This is a genomic window from candidate division WOR-3 bacterium (assembly GCA_039804165.1).
Lineage (GTDB): Bacteria > Hydrothermota > UBA3072 > UBA3072 > UBA3072 > JAFGHJ01.
Map to the genome: position 1 here is coordinate 43,744 of JBDRZZ010000003.1, position 15,792 is coordinate 59,535.

The following is a 15,792-nucleotide window of genomic DNA, read 5'->3' on the forward strand; positions in this document are numbered from 1 at the left end:
TTTGTCAATGCATTAGAAACTTATTTTTTTATAGAAAAAGTTCTTGACAGAAAGACTTTTTTAACATAAAATTTATTCATAACCAAAAAGGGGGTGTAAAAATGCGTAAAAGGCGAGGATTATTTTTTATTATTCAAATTGTCTTAGCAACGCTTTTTCTCTCTCTAAGTTTTTCCTGCCAAAAGAAAATCGAGGAAAAAAAGAGTATAGAAGATTTACTTATAAAGCAACCAAAACTTAAATTTGATGAGAAGGTCCCTCAGAGATATAAAATAACCTCAACTTTATATAATAGGGATATGGAAGGGAATATAGTAAGCACAATCCAGCTTTCAGGAAAATTCACTCGCTACGTGGAAAAGGGAGAGGTTCTATGTAGATGGGAAGACGTAAAAATGGTTTCTTCAAAGGAAACATCAAGCGAGTTTCCCGAAGGCAAAAGCCTGGATTATTTAGAAGACTTTTTATATCCCCTATCTGGCAAAATATTAAACGAGGATTTCTATAAAGATTTTCCAGAAGAAGAAAAAACTTATGTTAAAACCCTAATTTGGGATGCTCCTTGGATTGAAGTTGCTTATGTAAGCATTGATAATGCTGAATACAATAAGCCTTTCTTCTCCAGTGACTTAGAGAATAAGAAAATTGATATTCAAAATTTTGCGTTGTTAAAGATTAAAAATCTAAAAGGGAGCTGGAGTGGTGTCGCGAAGAAGAATGGAGAGGTTTGTGCCTTAATAGAGTTTAAAGCTCTCTCGAACCCAATAGAGACAAAATTAGAGGGTTTGAGTGTTAAGGGGAGAACCTGCTCTTGGGGAAGTTTTTGGGTTTCTTTAGAAGATCACGAGGTTGAATATGCTCAAGTGAATGAAGATGTGATAATGGAAATGACTTTGCCGAATTTCCCAAAGCAAATATTGAATATGCAAAGAGAGGTTGAATTTCAGAAGATTAGATAGAAGAGATGGTTCTTTATGGTGGAATAGAAGGAGGGGGGACTAAATTTGTTTGTGCGGTAGGGACAGGGCCAGAAGATTTAAGAGACGAGATTCGGTTTTCTACAAAAGATCCGAAGGAGACGATTAATAAAATAATAGAATATTTTAAAAAACAAAATGAAAAACAACGGTTAACTGCAATAGGTATTGGTTCTTTTGGGCCTCTTGATTTGAATCCTAATTCTCCCACTTATGGTTATATAACTACTGCTCCAAAAGCTGAATGGCAGAATGTAGATATTTATGGTAAGATTAAAGAAGTATTTAAGATTCCAGTAGGGTTAGACACAGATGTTAATGTTGCCGCTCTTGGAGAGTATGAATGGGGGGCAGCAAAAGGGCTTTCTGACTTTATCTATCTCACGATCGGAACAGGGATTGGAGGAGGAGGAATGAGTCAAGGGAATCTTCTTCATGGTTTGTTGCATCCCGAGATGGGACACATCTATATTCCGCACAATCATAAGAAAGATCCATACAAAGGAATGTGTCCTTTTCATAAAGATTGTCTTGAAGGATTAGCTTCAGGACCTGCTATAAAAGATCGATGGGGAAAGCCTGGGGAAGAGTTAGAAGAATCCCATCCGGCATGGGAATTAGAAGCCACATATATTTCCTATGCTATAGTTAATTATATTTGTGTTTTGTCACCTCAGCGAGTTATTCTTGGAGGAGGGGTTATGAAAAAAAGAAATCTCTTAAAATTAATTCAAAAAAAGGTTAAGGATCTTCTCAATAACTATATTAGAGTTCCAGAAATCACAAAAAAAATTGAAAAATATATTGTTCTTTCAGAACTTGGGGATCGAGCTGGGGTTTTAGGAGCTATTGCCCTTGCAAAAAGGAAAGAAAAAGAATAACCTCTTCCTTTCTTCTTAATGTTTCACGTGAAACATTAAGAAGAAAGGATAGATACAATGTTTTCTTTAACCCTTAACTCGTTTTCGCAGATAAGCTTATTTCCTTTATATTTCCCGTAATAAATTATCTTCCTTCCTATATTTTTTGGGACTCTCTCCGGATTTACTCCACGAACTAAAACCCAATCGTATGATTCTTCAAGTTCTTCTTTTTCTTTTACAAATTTTTTTATCACTTTTATATCTATTTTCAATATGGAAGCAATGTATTCAAGAAAGACGACTCTCTTTTGTTTGGCTTCTAAAAAATGGAAGATAGTCTCTGGTAGAAAAATCTTTAATGGGATCCCTACAATCCCTCCGCCTGCTCCAAAATCAAGAATTTTTTCTCCTTTTCTCAACATCTTGTAAGGAATTAGAGAGGGTAGAATTAATTTTTTTAATATTTCTTCTTTTTTAAGTTTTTTTGAAACAAGGTTTATTTTTTCGTTCCATTTAATTAGTTCTTCGAGATAGAAAAGAAGCAAGTTAATTTTTTCTTTATCTGGTTTAATTCCAAGTTCCTTAACACTCTTTTCGATATAATGTTTCACGTGAAACATTAGGTTTAAAATTTAAGACAAATTTGAGCCTTAAGAGTTCCAGAGCAATTTAAAGAAAAACTGCTTTCAAAATTATAAAGTTGAGCATCTATGTAGGCATCTAAAATTCCGATTGTCCAAACAAGAGCAATCCACCAAGTGAGTTGTGTTCTCTCTTCTAAGAGTTTTTGTCTTTTTTGTTCTAATTCTATGGTTTTGTTTATTTCTTTCTCTATTTTGTTTAACTCTATTTGGGTGTTTATTTCTCTATATAAAAAATAGGTTTGAGCTCCTCCTATTATTAGCCCTTTAAAATATCTTTCTGTATAAAATTGTCCTCCCCCAGGGATTAAAGTGGTGAGTAACATTGCTGTTTTTGTAGATTTTGAGATCAAAAATATTATATAAGCCATCATTTAAGATGAACTATTGTGACACCTTCTCCTCCTTCATAGTGAGGAGGAGTGCTTATACTTTTTACTCTTTTGTCTTTCTTGAGTTTTTTGTGAAGCATATTTCGCAATATCCAGCTTCCTTTTCCATGGAGGATTCTAACAGAAGGGTAATCTGCAAGAATCGCTTTGTCAAGGAATTTATCGGTTGCTTTCCATGCTTCTTCTTGGGTCATTCCGCGTACAGAAATTTCAAGGGGAACATTCATATCGATATCATAGCTAATTTTAGAGAATTTAGATAAGGTTTTTATTTTCTTCTCTTCTTTTTCTTCTTTTGAAATTAAAGATGCAAAACTTTTTTTGTATTTCTTTATTGCTTCCTTGGAAGCTCTTGTTTCTTTTATTTCTTTTATTGTCTTTTCTATAGTAGCTCTTGCGGAACTTACAATTTCGTCCGCTTTTTCTTTGGCTTCTCTTATAATTCTTTCCTTTTCTTCTTCAGCGAGTTTAATTTTAGTTTCGTATTCTTTTTTTAAATTAAATAGCTCTTGTTTTAATTTAAGAATTTCTTCTTCCTGGTTTTTTAGATTAGTGGTTCTAATAGATAAATCTTCTATTAGGTTTTCAATCTTAAGAATATCTGTATTCATAAACTTCTTTGCCTCTGCAATAATTTCATTAGGAAGACCAAAATTTCTTGCTATCTCTATTGCTTTAGATCCGCCTGAAATTCCTATCCGCAGACGATATGTGGGCCCGTTTTTGTATTCCATCGCACCGTTTAGCATCCCTTTTTCTCTTTCTGCATAAAATTTTAAAGGACTCAAGTGGGTGGTAGCAAAAACAAGGCTCCCTTTGGATTTTAACTTATTAAGAATGGCAATAGAAATAGCGCTCCCTTCCACAGGATCTGTATTGCCCCCAAGTTCGTCTAAAAGGATTAAAGTATTTTCATCTGCTTTCTCTAAGATTCTACTTAGTCTCACAATATAAGAAGAGAAAGAAGACAAATTCTCTTCTATAGATTGTTCATCTTCTATAATCCCAAGAACTTCTGTAAAAGATCCAAATTTCGTGCCTTCTTTTGCAGGGATAGGTATTCCTGCTAATGAAGATAAGACATTAATACCAATAGTTTTAAGAAGAACGGTTTTTCCTCCGGCATTAGGACCGCTAATAAGAAGAATCTTTTCTTTCTCTCCAAATTCCAAATTAAGAGGTTCTACTTTTTTCTTTTCTCTCAATAAAAGAGGATGATAAGTATCCTTAAGTTTTAGTTTTTTTTCTTCTGTAAATTCCGGGATTATACATTTAAAATCTTTAGCGTACTTAATCCTTGCTATAAGAGCGTCTATTTCTCCTAATATTTTTAAATTTTTATAAATAGAAGGGAATTCCGCTTTTGTTTTGTCTGTAAGCATTTTTAAAATTCTTTTATTTTCTATTTCTATTTCATTTTCTATCTCTGCAATCCTATTATTTAAATTAATTATTTCCTTTGGTTCTACAAAAGCTGTATTTTGTGTTCTGGAGAAGTCTATAATCATCCCTTCTATTTCATTTCTTCTTTCGTACTTAATAGGAATGACCATTCTATTTAATCTTTTTGTTACAATTTTATCTTGTAAGATTTCCTTTTTTTCTTTAAATATTTGATTTATTTTTTCTTCGATCTTATTTTCCAGAGCCTTTTTTTCATTATAAAGAGATTCTAATAATGGAGTAGAAGAAGGTTTAATGGTTCCATCTTCTTCTATAAAATTAGAAATTTCTTTTTTAAGATATGGGAGGGGGATAAGCTGTTTTCTTAACTCTTCTAAAACTTTATTTTCTTCAAGGATTTCTTTTGTCTTCTCAGAAAGTTCTAACAAATTCTTATAATAAAGGAGCTCTTCTCCTGGTAATATGTTTTCTCTTATTTCAATTTCTTCTTTTTTTAATAATTGAAGGCTTGGGAGAAGATGGATAATTTCATTACATTCTTTAAGCCACTTAAAAGTGGTTTCTCTTTTTTCTTTAGAAATATAAGGATTTAAATTCAAGATTATTATTTTCCCTATTTTGGATTCCGCGTAATTAGAGATTATTTCTAAGAGTTTCTCGAAACCTATCACACTCGAGAGGTTTTTCATTTTATGATTAAATTCCCTTTTCTTTTGGATAGGGTTCTACTTTGTAATTAAAATTATCGATTTTCTCCTTTAGGAAATTTTTTAAAGGGATTTTTACTATAAGAGAAAGTCTGTAGAAGAGACTGTCGGAAAGTTTACTTTCTGCCTTAAAAGGAATAAAACTTAGCATTAAAAATATTGTTATTACAACTAGTCCACCTTTTAAAGCCCCAGTGAAAATTCCTAAAATTTTATCAAAGATAAGAAGGGGTGTTTTACGGATAATCTTTGATAATAAGGAAAAAGAGAAAATTATTGTAAAAAAATACAAAAGAAAACTAATAATATATTTTCCTGTTCCTATTCTTAAATTCAGAGGGAAATAAAAAGCAAGAAAAAAAGAAATTATTAGTCCCCCTATTTCTGAGATTTCAACAATAAACCCCTTTGTTGCTCCCCATAGAGAAAAAATAAAAATAATAATTAAAGAGAATAAATCAAATAAATTCATTTTATTCTCTTAATTTAGATTTTTACTATAAAAATTATTTTAAATAGGAGTTATTCTTTAAATGAGTAACTCCCTTTTTCTATTATTAAATTTATTTCTTTCTCTGCGTTTTCTTTGTCTTTTTTCGCTTGGTTTTTCATAGCGTTGATGTTTTTTTATTTCGCTTCTTATTCTTTCTTTTTCGCAAAGGCGTTTAAAGCGTTTAAACGCTCTTTCAAAAGATTCTCCTTCTCTCACTACCACGCCTAATCCTGGCAAAAAAATCACCTCCTTTTGTTTATGCTTTTGGCAATTTTTAATTTATTAAAATATAACAGATAATTTAAATAAGTCAAGAGTTTTGGGGAAAGAGATTTTGGAAGCTATAAAATGAATGTAGGTGTTTTTTGATGTGATTAAAAGAGAATGGAGATAATTCCTATATTGACTTTTATTTATATTTTTATATTTTATAAAAATAGATGATGGATAAAGAACTTAAGGATTTTTTTTATGAGCTTCTTGAAGCTCCAAGCCCTTCTGGGTTTGAAGAACCTGCCCAGAAGGTTTACAGGGAATTTGTGAAGAGGTATTGTGATGAGGTAAAAACTGATGTTCATGGGAATGTAATTGCCTTTCGAAAGGGTAAAGGAAATTTGAAAATGATGGTCTGTGGTCATGCGGATGAAATTGGTTTTATGGTTAATTTTATTGATAATGATGGTTTTATTTATTTCAGACCTATAGGAGGGGTGGATCCTTCCCTTTTACCAGGGCTTAAGGTGGATATTTACACAAACAAAGGGAAGGTTAGAGGAGTTATTGGGAGAAAAGCAATCCATATGATGGAAAAAGAGGAAAAAGATAAAACCCCTGATTGGAAGGATCTATGGATAGATATTGGAGCAAAAGATAAGAAAGAAGCGGAAAGCATTGTATCTATAGGAGATCCTATAACTTTCCAATTAGGTGTAGAGGAATTGTTAAACGATCTTGTTCTTACAAAAGCTACGGACAATAAAGCAGGAGTTTTTGCTGCTGGAGCTCTTCTTAAATATCTCCAGGGGGTCGATATTTCTGTTAATCTTTTTTGTGTGTCTTCAGTCCAAGAAGAACTTGGATTAAGAGGAGCGAAAACGAGTGCTTTCGGTATTAGCCCTAATGTGGGGCTTGCTTTTGATGTTACAACTGCAACAGACCATCCAACAACAGAGAAGAAAAAATACGGAGAAATTTGCCTTAATAAGGGACCTGTTATTTCAAGAGGTGCGAACATTAATCCTGTTGTTTTCAAAATGTTGGTTGAAACCGCAAAGGAGAATAATATTGCCTATCAAATTGAGGCTGCTCCAAGAGCTACTGGAACTGATGCAAACGTGATTCAACTTACAAGAAGTGGTGTTGCCACAGGTCTTATTAGTTTCCCGAATCGTTATATGCATACTCCTATTGAAATTGTTTCTTTCCGAGATATTGAAAATGCAATTAGGCTTGCAGGAGAATTTGTAAAAAAATTAAATGATGAGATAGACTTTACTCCAGGTAGTTAACTTTCTTTCTTAATTAGTTCTCCAAACTTCCTTCCAAGTTCTTTCCCTTCTTTAAGTTCTTTTTCTTTTGGTTTCCCTCTAAACTCTAAAAAATCTATTATTTGCCAGTTTAGGGGTTCAATTATTCTTTCTAGTTCCTTTAGAGCTCCTCCACTCCATCCGTAACTTCCGAACATTCCAACCTTCTTGTTTTTGATATTCTTTAAAGATGCTAATTTAAGAATGTTAATCATTGGGGGGAAAAGTCCTCCCTCATATGTTGGAGTTCCTATCATTACTCCTTTTTGAGTCCATAAATAAGGTAGGATATAGCTTGGATGAGTGTGGGAAACATCAAATATTTTACAGGGGACCCCGCTTTCAATTATTCCTTGGGCAACTCCGTTCATCATAATCTCTGTATTACCATACATAGAGCCGTAAATGAGAGTTATGCCAGGCTTTCCTCCACTTTCTGAGAATTCTGCAAGTTCTTTATATAAATTTACTATTTCCTCTGGGTTTTTCCTCCATATTCTTCCATGAGAAGGAGCAATAATTTCAATAGGGATTCCTTTTAGTTTTTCTATTGCCTTAAGAACCATCTTGCTGAATTTAGCTACAATATTTGCATAATATCTAATAGCTTCTTCTTTATAAAAACTTAAATCTTCACATTCATCGTCGAAAATGCTTCCGTTAAGAGTTCCATAACTTCCAAAAGCATCACAAGAGAAGAGAATCTTAGTAGATATTTCATAAGTCATAATTGTTTCTGGCCAATGGATCATAGGGGTAGAAAAAAATTTTAGAGTTTTCCCCCCTAAAGGAATTTCATCTCCTTCTTTCACTAATTCTACTTTATCCATTATCCCGTAAAAATCTTTTAGCATTTCTTTTGTCTTTTCGGAACCTAAAATTACACTCTTAGGAGAGATTCGTCTCAGTAAATTTATGCTTCCAGTGTGGTCTGGTTCAAGATGATTTATTACTATATAATCAATTTCTCTCAGATCCACAATTCTTTCAATGTTACTAAAAAATTCTTCTTCTTTTAATGATTTTGTTAGATCTATTATAACTTTCTTATCGTCTTTTATTAAATAACTGTTATAAGATACTCCTTCACGTTTTATTGGCCAGAGCCCTTCAAAAAGATCTGTGGTTCTGTCTTCCACACCTATCCAATATATTCCTGGCTTTATTTCAATGGGTAGCATTTTTACCTCCTAAGTTCTTTGATTCAATTATTTTTATTCCTTTTTCTTTCATTATATTTAGACATTTTTTTACATTTCCTAAGGGAGAATTAATTCCTTTTGTAGCATCAATTATTACGTATGTTGTAAAACCAAGCTCTTTTGCGTCCATTGCAGAGTAGAAGACACAGTAATCAAGAGCAAGACCACATAGGTAAACTTCTTCTATATTGATAGCTCTTAAATAACCTTCAAGACCTGTTATGGTTTTTTTATCATTTTCTCTAAAGGCAGAATATGAATCAATTTTTGGATTATTCCCTTTTCTTATGATTAAATTAAAATTAGTTGTTATAAGGTCCGGATGGAATTCTGCCCCTTTTGTCCCAGAAACACAATGAATAGGCCAAAGAACTTGAGAGATACCTTTATAATTAATAACTTCATATTCTTTTTTCCCTGGATGATTATAGGCGAAGGAAATGTGATTTTTTGGATGCCAATCTTGAGTGGCTATCACTCTTTTAAACCTTTTGCTTAACTCATTTATTTTAGGTATTATTTTATCTCCTTCTGGAACCGCTAAGGCCCCGCCGGGGCAAAAGTCATTCTGAATATCAATTATAATTAAAGCTTTTCTTTCTCTTCCTTGCAAAAAAATTCTTCTATCCATTCTTTTATTTTATCTCTCACTTCTCTAAATTTTTTCATTCTTTCCTCACCAGGGGGAAAAGAAAGAGGGTCTTCGAACTCTTTATGAAAGGAAATTCCCTTTGTAGGGAAGAAGGGACAATTCTTAGAATTTCCACCACATAAAGTTATCACATATTCAAAATCTTCCCCGATAAAATTCTTGATATCTTTAGAATAATGGGTAGAGATATCAATTCCTATCTCCTTCATTACTTCTATTGCTTCTGGACTGACTATTGTAGGAGAGGTTCCTGCACTAAAAACTTCGTATTTTTCACCACACAAATTCCTTAAAAGCCCTTCTGCTATTTGGGAACGCGCTGAATTATGAGTGCATAGAAACAATATTTTTTTCTTCATTATTACTCTAAGACTATAAGTTCGCTAATTCTTGCATTTTCCTTTATTTCTATTCCGTTCTCTCCAACGTAAAGAGTAACTCTTATTGGTCCTGTCTTTTCAATTATCATCATTGAGTGGAAGGCACCACTCATTATGATTCTCTCTGAAGGTTGAATTAGAACTAATTCCGCATCAGGTAAGATTTCTTTTATTTCTTCATTAAATTCAATTAAATATTCTCCTTTTGGAAGATCCCACCATCCATATTTATCTTCTTCTTTTCTTTTAACAGGTTTAATCTCCTCCAATTCACTTTCCTTATATTCGCTTCCTCCAAAGTCTACCATTCCTTTGCTGCGAAAACGGAAGACTTTCCCGACAGTGAGATAAACTCCATAATCTTCAACCTGTTTTCTCTCGTGAAGAATATTATATAATATTCCAAGGATATCGACACCTTTTTCTTTTCTCATATTTTCTCCTTCTTTAGAGTTTGTAACCAATCTTTCTTAATAACTTTTTTCTTTCTTCTATCTCTTCTTTTCCCTCAATCCCAAGGGGTTTTTCTCCGTCAAGGACTCCAAGAATTCCTCTTTGTGTTCCTTCCTCGCAAACAACAACTTTAAGAGGGTTAGCTGTTGCTGCATAGATGGAAAGAACTTCGTCTACAGATTTAAGAGCTTTCATTATATTTATAGGGAAAGCATTACCTAAGATTAAGACAAAAGAATGTCCAGCTCCAATTGCTGTAGCATTTCTTATTGCAGCGTTTTCTAAAACTTCATCTGTTCCCGTATGCCTAATTAGTCTTGGCCCTGAAGCTTCTGAGAAAGCAAGTCCAAATTTAATCATAGGGAAAGCTGATACAAGAGCTTCATGAATATCTTCTACAGTTTTTATAAAATGAGCCTGCCCTATTATCACGTTTGTATTCTCAGGTGTCTCAATATCTACTATTTTTATTTCCATTTCTACCTCCTATCTGAGTGATATTTTGAGATTTCTTTCTCTACACAAATTTTATCTTTTATTTTTTGAAACTTGACTTCTCCAAATCCTTTAACTTTCATAATTTCTTCTTTTGTTTTAAACCCTCCATTTTTCTCTCTGTATTCTACAATCCTTTTCGCTAATACTTTTCCTACAAAAGGGAGTAAAGTCAATTCTTCTTCTGTTGCAGTATTAATATTTATAGGGAAAGGATTATACACACACTCCTTTTCTCTAACAGGGTATAGGAACTTTCCTAAGCTTCCGAGAAGAAGCACAGAAATGAAGAAGATTAAGACTCTTCTTTCAGAGGTGGTTAACATATCTTATCCCAATATAGCATATAGGATCTTGGAAAGGAACTTCTTTTGCCCATGATAAATTTTTAATAGAAATAAAAGGAGAAAATTTAGCCCTGAGCCACAAAGAGATTCCTCCCCTAATGTATTTTTTTGGGGTTAGATAACCTGTTAAGGAGAATTGAGAGCCTAAAAGCCATAAATTAGTGGTAGCATAAAGCTCTCCGAAACCCGTAAAGTAACCTTTATTCTGGTAGAAACATTTAATTCCAAGGTCTTCTCTATTGAATTCTATATTTGCAAAATAGGATTCTCCTTCTTTCCATTTTAAAGTTTTCTCTTCTTCTATATAAGAATCTACATAAGAATATTTTCTTCCTCCTATAATCTTAAGGTCAAGCATATTTATTTCTACTCCATAGAAACTTTTAACATGGGTGAGAAATCCTTCTAAAGGGAAGTATACCATAGGGAAACGTTCTCTAAATTTACCGCCTTTAATTTCTCCATATTCCGTTACAAAATTTATACACATTGTTTCCTTTCCTAACTCTCCTCTTAAAAAACCGAATTGTAAAGATACACCATAATCTATACGCTCTCTGTAAGAAACCCAACCTCCTAAGTAAAAAGGTCCTGTTACTTGGTAAAATCTAAAACCTCCATCTGTAGAAGTGGAGTCTTGAAAGCTCATATTCTCTAACCATAAAAGGAGAAAACTTCTATCATCTCCAAACCATTTCCATCCATTGGTTTTTGAGCTTCTTATCTTATTCCATTCTATATAATTGCTTTTGAATGTAAATGAGAGAGTTTTAATAAAGGCTTCAATAGAATAATGGGGGGCAAAATCTCGTTCTTTTTGAATCTCGAAGATTAAATCCCTATATTTAAAATTTCCAATATAATAATCCAAGTCTCTATCTATGCCCATATTAACCCATATTTGTTCAATTTCTCTAAACCAATCAATTTTTGGTTTAATTTCGGGTTTTGGAAGAATGGGGGAGAAGGTATCTTCTTCTACAAAAAGCAAAAATATAATCAGCATAAAATCCTTTTAATATTCTTTTTAAATGGAGGGGGAATGATTCCTTTATCTGTAACGATCCCACTTATTAGTTTTCCGGGTGTAACATCAAAAGCTGGGTTTCTAACTTTTATGTTATGAGGAGCCACTCTTAAGCCCATAATTTCTGTTACTTCTTTTTCTGGCCTTTCTTCTATGGGAATTCTTTCTCCAGTTACAAGATCTATGTCAAAGGTGGTTTTTGGAGCTACAACATAAAAAGGAACATTGTTTTCTTTCGCAGATATAGCCAGAGAATAGGTGCCTATTTTATTTGCAACATCTCCGTTTTTTGCAATTCTATCGGCTCCCACAAATACCCCTTTAATATTTTCTGTTTTTAATATATGTCCAATTGCTCCATCTACAATGAGAATAACCTCAATTCCGTTTTTTTGAAGTTCCCAGGCAGTGAGTCTTGCTCCTTGAAGATAAGGTCTTGTTTCTGGAACAAAAACGGTGAATTTCTTTCCTTGCTCTTTTGCCTTATAAAATACAGCGAGAGCGGTTCCAATTCCTCCTGTAGCAAGAGCTCCAGCATTACAAATTGTCATATATAAGGCTTTGTCTTCTATTAACGGAGCTCCATTTTCTCCCAATAGTTCTGTTAGTTTTTTATCTTCCTCGTGAATTGCAATTGCCTCCTTAACAAAAGAGGAAGCTTCTATTCTTTCGCTTTTTTCGAGGAGATCTTTCATCCTTTTTACAGCGTAAAAAAGGTTATAGGCTGTGGGTCTTGCACTCTCTATAAGAGCAATCTTTTTCTGAAGTGTTTCTTTATTTTTTGTCTTTAAAGCGGCAAGAGCAATTCCATACGCAGCAGCCACTCCAATAGCAGGAGCTCCTCTTATTATCATTTCCTTAATCGCTTTATACATTTCTTCGGCTGTTCTAATCTTTAAATATTCTTCTTTTAGCGGTATTTTTCTTTGGTCGATTAACTCTACATGGTCTTTGCACCACTTGATAGTGTTAGCCCATTTCATAAATTTTTCTCCCTTATTTTATATAAAAACTTCAATTTCTCTTAAGAGATTTAAGCTAACTTCTATTGGGAATCCTACAACGTTTGAAAAACTACCTTCTATTACATCTATGAAAGATAGATTTTCTTCTTCAATTCCATAAGAACCTGCTTTTTCAAAGTTTGTATTTTTTCTAAGATAATAAGAAATCTGAAAGTCGTTCAGTTTATGGAATTTTACCCTTGTCACTTCGTAATCCTCTAAAATTGTTTCTCCTTTTAAAGCGGCAACCCCAGTATAGACTTCGTGCCAGGTTCCGGAGAGAGTTTTTAACATTTTTCTCGCTTCTATTTTATCCTTGGGTTTCCCCATGATTTTTCCTTCAATAAATACAATAGTATCAAATCCTAAGATGACTTCTTCTTTTCTCGATTTTCTATTTTGATAAGCCCATTTGGCTTTTCTAACTGCATTATAAACAGCAGTTTCTAAAGGAGAATTTAATATTACTTCTTCTACCTTAGGAGAAACAAACTCTCCTTTTAATCCAATCTGCGTGAAAATTTCTCTCCTTCTTGGAGAGGATGAAGCTAAAATTATTTTCATAATTTTATGATAAAATATCAATCTTTTTTGTCAAGGACTGATAGAATTAAATATTCTAAAAAACCTAAAAAGAGACCTCGTTTGGAGTTAAAAGATAAGTATAACAATTTTGGAATTTTTCTTTTTCTCTAAGGTGTGTCTGGATGTATTGACCACAGTTGCTTCCTATCTTATTTTCTTCAAGTTCTCCAATGCTTTCTATCACTTCGTAACCTCCTTTTTGAAGTTTGTGGATCAACTCTTTTGCTTTGTCCATAAAGGAGAAAATTTTGTTCTTTACCGCTTTATAAGTTGGATTTACTGGTGTAATTTTAAGTAGAAATTTCCTTGGATCAAAATACTTTAAAAGGATTGAAGGTTCAATTGAAGCACAAGAAGCTAGAGCGAAATTTAGAGTGATTTTTCTTCTTCCCTCCTCATAAAAAATTTCTCCATATTCTGCTATCTTTTCAAAATCCCATTTGGGGAAAGGTATCAATTTATCTCTCAATTTCTTATTAGTGGTGTGAATTGAAAATTGAAGCTGAAAGTCCTTTCCTCGGTAAACACTTTTTCTTAGATCTAAAAGTTTTTCGAAAAAGCCACCAGAGTTGGAAGGCGCAATTGTTGAAATACAAGGTATGAGTCCAGGAGCGTTATAACGAGAAGGAAGTTCTTTTAGGACTTCGATTACAGCTGGATTAAGAGCAGGTTCGCCAACTCTTGCAAACTGAACCTTGAATTTTTTCGCCTCTATATTCCTATCTGGGAATCTTTTTTCCACAAGAAAATCTATTTGGGAAAAAATTTCATCTTTAGTAAGTTTGCCTTTATAGTCAAAACCTCCATCGCAGAAAACACAACCACAAGGGCACCCCAAAAGAGATGAGACAATCAAAACCCATTTTTCCTTTCGTGAAAGAGGTGGTTGAAGGGATTCAACAAATTCTACAAAAGAACCTTCTCTCACCATACCAATATACACAATTGCAATTTCTTCTTTCCCTGTTTTTGCCAAAACTTTCATTTTTCTTCTCCTTGTATTTTTCTAAATATTTTCATTGCTGTTTTTATCCCATCTCCTATTGCTATCCCTATCTGTCTAAATGGACCATTTCTCACATCTCCCACAAGATATATTTTATTATTTTCTATCTTTTCTTTCAAAAAATCAAGGCAAGGTTTTCTCCCAATTGCAAATAAAAGATAGTTTGCTTCAATATTTATTTTCCCCTCTTTACTCTTGCACTCAAGTTTAATAAGATGATTAGAAGAAGGAATAATTTTTTTAATTTTAATGTTTTTTTTATAATTTATTCTTTTTGATTTTTGGATTTTTTTAAAAAGAGTAGGAAGGCATTTTTCTTTTTCTTTTCTATTCAAAATTAAAACTTCATTGTAGGTTTTTAAGCTAAGGGCATAATCAAAAGCTACATCGCCAGCCCCAACAATTACAACTTTTTTGTTTCTCACTGAACGGATAGGAGATACCTCGTAGAAAATTTTATCTTTTAATTCTGGAGGGATAGGGCAGTCTTTAAACTCCTTTGGTTTTGTTCCTGAGGCTATTACCAAGAATTTTGAATGAAAAGAGTGTTTTTTTGTAGTAATTTTAAAAAATTCACCTTCCAAGATTAAATCAAATACTTCCTCAAATATAACCTTAATTTTATATTTTTTAATCTGGTCTTTCAAGAGCTCTGCAAATTTATTTCCAGAAATACCTTTAGGAAATCCGGGATAATTCTCAATATAATTCGCGTTTACTAGTAACCCACCAAGTTTTCCTTTTTCTAAGATAACTGGTTTTATTCCACATCTTGCTAATTGAACTCCACAAGCGATCCCAGAAGGTCCCCCACCAATTATTATTACATCTTCAACTTTCATACCCAAGTAAAGAAGAAATTTCTTCAAGGAGAACCGGAACTGCAAAACCATAGGAGAGATTTTTAAGAGTTGCAAGATGGAAATCCTCATTGTAAGTGGCTGTTCCATCAATTGTGAAGAAAACTTCAAAGCCTCTAACGAATGCACTCCTTGCAGTTGTCTCACAGCAGATATTGGTCAAAACCCCAACGATGACGAGCTGATATACTCTTTTCTCTTTCAAAATTTTTTCTAATTCCGTATTATAAAAGGCATCATATTGGTTCTTTTTTACAATGATTCCCTCTGGGCACAATAAATCTTTATATATTCTACTTAGAGAGGACCCTTCCCAGATTAAATCTGACCACCATTTAGTAAGTAATCCCGCGTCTCTTTTTGTGTTTGAGTGAAGAGTAAAGATTATAGGGAATCCTTTTTGGGAATAAAGAGATATAATTTTTTTCACTCCAGGTAGGATTGCATCACTGGCTGGAATATAGGCAAAAGAAGCTGGATTGAGAAAATATTCCTGCATATCTATAATTAGGAGAGCTGAATGGTGTGGTATAAGTTTTATTTTAGTATGGGCTTTTAAATTTTTTATCTTTTCAAACATTTCGGTTGATTTCTTTTTGATGTTTTCTATAGTAAAATATTTTTCTTTCAAGATTGGCACGAGGAAAAATATAATATATTTCCTATTTCTGTCAATAAGATTTGGATTTTGGCTTAAGCAATAAATGGCTTGACAGGTTTTTTTATTGAAATATTTTACTGGATACAGAAATAAGACTTCGGTGAAGTTATACCCCTT

20 protein-coding genes are annotated in these 15,792 nt (G+C 33.0%); 3 read left to right on the plus strand and 17 right to left on the minus strand.

Going from position 1 to position 15,792, the window contains the following annotated elements; genetic code table 11:
• The first annotated feature begins 101 nt into the window (after positions 1-101).
• Together ABIN61_02145 and ABIN61_02150 are read left to right on the plus strand one after the other, a co-directional pair.
• On the plus strand, positions 102-959 hold the full coding sequence (locus ABIN61_02145) for a hypothetical protein (GenBank protein MEO0293005.1): 858 nt from the start codon (positions 102-104) through the stop codon (positions 957-959).
• Between the two features lie 5 nt (positions 960-964).
• A complete protein-coding gene (locus ABIN61_02150) occupies positions 965-1,858 on the plus strand; it encodes an ROK family protein (protein MEO0293006.1) in 894 nt (297 codons plus the stop codon).
• Positions 1,859-1,893: 35 nt separating this feature from the next.
• Here the strand turns inward: ABIN61_02150 and ABIN61_02155 are convergent, their stop codons facing one another.
• From ABIN61_02155 to rpsU, 5 genes are read right to left on the minus strand one after another with little or no spacing between them, the layout of a single operon-like run.
• Positions 1,894-2,460: an RsmG family class I SAM-dependent methyltransferase gene (locus ABIN61_02155; protein ID MEO0293007.1), complete on the minus strand. Its 567-nt coding sequence runs from the start codon at positions 2,458-2,460 to the stop codon at positions 1,894-1,896.
• A 5-nt stretch (positions 2,461-2,465) separates the two neighbouring features.
• Positions 2,466-2,855, minus strand: a complete 390-nt coding sequence (locus ABIN61_02160; GenBank protein ID MEO0293008.1) for a DUF5683 domain-containing protein — start codon at positions 2,853-2,855, stop codon at positions 2,466-2,468.
• Positions 2,852-4,966, minus strand: a complete 2,115-nt coding sequence (locus ABIN61_02165; GenBank protein MEO0293009.1) for a Smr/MutS family protein — start codon at positions 4,964-4,966, stop codon at positions 2,852-2,854. Before ABIN61_02165 ends, ABIN61_02160 begins: the two co-directional genes overlap by 4 nt.
• A gap of 7 nt (positions 4,967-4,973) precedes the next feature.
• The gene (locus ABIN61_02170; protein ID MEO0293010.1) at positions 4,974-5,456 is read right to left on the minus strand and encodes a CvpA family protein; all 483 of its coding nucleotides are present in this window, start codon (positions 5,454-5,456) and stop codon (positions 4,974-4,976) included.
• A 57-nt stretch (positions 5,457-5,513) separates the two neighbouring features.
• Complete coding sequence (gene rpsU / locus ABIN61_02175; GenBank protein ID MEO0293011.1) at positions 5,514-5,714, minus strand: 30S ribosomal protein S21; 201 nt, start codon at positions 5,712-5,714, stop codon at positions 5,514-5,516.
• 203 nt (positions 5,715-5,917) lie between these two features.
• On the opposite strand from rpsU, the gene ABIN61_02180 reads away from it, so the two are divergent.
• Positions 5,918-6,985, plus strand: a complete 1,068-nt coding sequence (locus tag ABIN61_02180) for a M42 family metallopeptidase (protein ID MEO0293012.1) — start codon at positions 5,918-5,920, stop codon at positions 6,983-6,985.
• On the opposite strand, the gene ABIN61_02185 is transcribed toward ABIN61_02180, so the two are convergent.
• The 12 genes from ABIN61_02185 to ABIN61_02240 form a co-directional block, all read right to left on the minus strand.
• Positions 6,982-8,184, minus strand: coding sequence for an FprA family A-type flavoprotein (locus ABIN61_02185; GenBank protein MEO0293013.1), 1,203 nt, complete (start codon positions 8,182-8,184; stop codon positions 6,982-6,984). The genes ABIN61_02180 and ABIN61_02185 overlap by 4 nt on opposite strands.
• Entirely contained in the window at positions 8,171-8,836 is a 666-nt protein-coding gene (gene pncA, locus ABIN61_02190) for a bifunctional nicotinamidase/pyrazinamidase (GenBank protein ID MEO0293014.1), read from the minus strand. The genes ABIN61_02185 and pncA overlap by 14 nt, the downstream gene beginning before the upstream one ends.
• Entirely contained in the window at positions 8,791-9,216 is a 426-nt protein-coding gene (locus ABIN61_02195; protein ID MEO0293015.1) for an arsenate reductase ArsC, read from the minus strand. Before ABIN61_02195 ends, pncA begins: the two co-directional genes overlap by 46 nt.
• Positions 9,217-9,218: 2 nt before the next feature.
• Entirely contained in the window at positions 9,219-9,671 is a 453-nt protein-coding gene (locus tag ABIN61_02200) for a hypothetical protein (protein ID MEO0293016.1), read from the minus strand.
• Between the two features lie 13 nt (positions 9,672-9,684).
• The gene (locus ABIN61_02205) at positions 9,685-10,167 is read right to left on the minus strand and encodes an adenosine-specific kinase (protein ID MEO0293017.1); all 483 of its coding nucleotides are present in this window, start codon (positions 10,165-10,167) and stop codon (positions 9,685-9,687) included.
• Between the two features lie 2 nt (positions 10,168-10,169).
• Entirely contained in the window at positions 10,170-10,511 is a 342-nt protein-coding gene (locus ABIN61_02210) for a helix-hairpin-helix domain-containing protein (GenBank protein ID MEO0293018.1), read from the minus strand.
• The gene (locus ABIN61_02215) at positions 10,495-11,538 is read right to left on the minus strand and encodes a hypothetical protein (protein ID MEO0293019.1); all 1,044 of its coding nucleotides are present in this window, start codon (positions 11,536-11,538) and stop codon (positions 10,495-10,497) included. Before ABIN61_02215 ends, ABIN61_02210 begins: the two co-directional genes overlap by 17 nt.
• Entirely contained in the window at positions 11,532-12,542 is a 1,011-nt protein-coding gene (gene mtnA, locus ABIN61_02220; protein MEO0293020.1) for an S-methyl-5-thioribose-1-phosphate isomerase, read from the minus strand. The genes ABIN61_02215 and mtnA overlap by 7 nt, the downstream gene beginning before the upstream one ends.
• Positions 12,543-12,560: 18 nt before the next feature.
• On the minus strand, positions 12,561-13,127 hold the full coding sequence (locus ABIN61_02225; GenBank protein MEO0293021.1) for a Maf family protein: 567 nt from the start codon (positions 13,125-13,127) through the stop codon (positions 12,561-12,563).
• Positions 13,128-13,191: 64 nt separating this feature from the next.
• Entirely contained in the window at positions 13,192-14,133 is a 942-nt protein-coding gene (locus ABIN61_02230) for a radical SAM protein (protein MEO0293022.1), read from the minus strand.
• Positions 14,130-14,996, minus strand: a complete 867-nt coding sequence (locus tag ABIN61_02235; protein ID MEO0293023.1) for an NAD(P)/FAD-dependent oxidoreductase — start codon at positions 14,994-14,996, stop codon at positions 14,130-14,132. The genes ABIN61_02230 and ABIN61_02235 overlap by 4 nt, the downstream gene beginning before the upstream one ends.
• The gene (locus ABIN61_02240; protein ID MEO0293024.1) at positions 14,986-15,654 is read right to left on the minus strand and encodes an isochorismatase family protein; all 669 of its coding nucleotides are present in this window, start codon (positions 15,652-15,654) and stop codon (positions 14,986-14,988) included. Before ABIN61_02240 ends, ABIN61_02235 begins: the two co-directional genes overlap by 11 nt.
• Positions 15,655-15,792 lie beyond the last annotated feature (138 nt).

Coding starts and splice junctions, on each gene's coding strand:
- ABIN61_02205 (MEO0293017.1), bottom strand. CDS start 10,167: ATGGAAATAAAAATAGTAGATATTGAGACACCTGAGAATACAAACGTG.
- ABIN61_02235 (MEO0293023.1), bottom strand. CDS start 14,996: ATGAAAGTTGAAGATGTAATAATAATTGGTGGGGGACCTTCTGGGATC.
- ABIN61_02195 (MEO0293015.1), bottom strand. CDS start 9,216: ATGAAGAAAAAAATATTGTTTCTATGCACTCATAATTCAGCGCGTTCC.
- ABIN61_02210 (MEO0293018.1), bottom strand. CDS start 10,511: ATGTTAACCACCTCTGAAAGAAGAGTCTTAATCTTCTTCATTTCTGTG.
- ABIN61_02155 (MEO0293007.1), bottom strand. CDS start 2,460: ATGTTTCACGTGAAACATTATATCGAAAAGAGTGTTAAGGAACTTGGA.
- ABIN61_02150 (MEO0293006.1), top strand. CDS start 965: ATGGTTCTTTATGGTGGAATAGAAGGAGGGGGGACTAAATTTGTTTGT.
- ABIN61_02165 (MEO0293009.1), bottom strand. CDS start 4,966: ATGAAAAACCTCTCGAGTGTGATAGGTTTCGAGAAACTCTTAGAAATA.
- ABIN61_02185 (MEO0293013.1), bottom strand. CDS start 8,184: ATGCTACCCATTGAAATAAAGCCAGGAATATATTGGATAGGTGTGGAA.
- ABIN61_02215 (MEO0293019.1), bottom strand. CDS start 11,538: ATGCTGATTATATTTTTGCTTTTTGTAGAAGAAGATACCTTCTCCCCC.
- ABIN61_02180 (MEO0293012.1), top strand. CDS start 5,918: ATGATGGATAAAGAACTTAAGGATTTTTTTTATGAGCTTCTTGAAGCT.
- ABIN61_02230 (MEO0293022.1), bottom strand. CDS start 14,133: ATGAAAGTTTTGGCAAAAACAGGGAAAGAAGAAATTGCAATTGTGTAT.
- ABIN61_02170 (MEO0293010.1), bottom strand. CDS start 5,456: ATGAATTTATTTGATTTATTCTCTTTAATTATTATTTTTATTTTTTCT.
- ABIN61_02145 (MEO0293005.1), top strand. CDS start 102: ATGCGTAAAAGGCGAGGATTATTTTTTATTATTCAAATTGTCTTAGCA.
- mtnA (MEO0293020.1), bottom strand. CDS start 12,542: ATGAAATGGGCTAACACTATCAAGTGGTGCAAAGACCATGTAGAGTTA.
- ABIN61_02200 (MEO0293016.1), bottom strand. CDS start 9,671: ATGAGAAAAGAAAAAGGTGTCGATATCCTTGGAATATTATATAATATT.
- pncA (MEO0293014.1), bottom strand. CDS start 8,836: ATGGATAGAAGAATTTTTTTGCAAGGAAGAGAAAGAAAAGCTTTAATT.
- ABIN61_02160 (MEO0293008.1), bottom strand. CDS start 2,855: ATGATGGCTTATATAATATTTTTGATCTCAAAATCTACAAAAACAGCA.
- ABIN61_02225 (MEO0293021.1), bottom strand. CDS start 13,127: ATGAAAATAATTTTAGCTTCATCCTCTCCAAGAAGGAGAGAAATTTTC.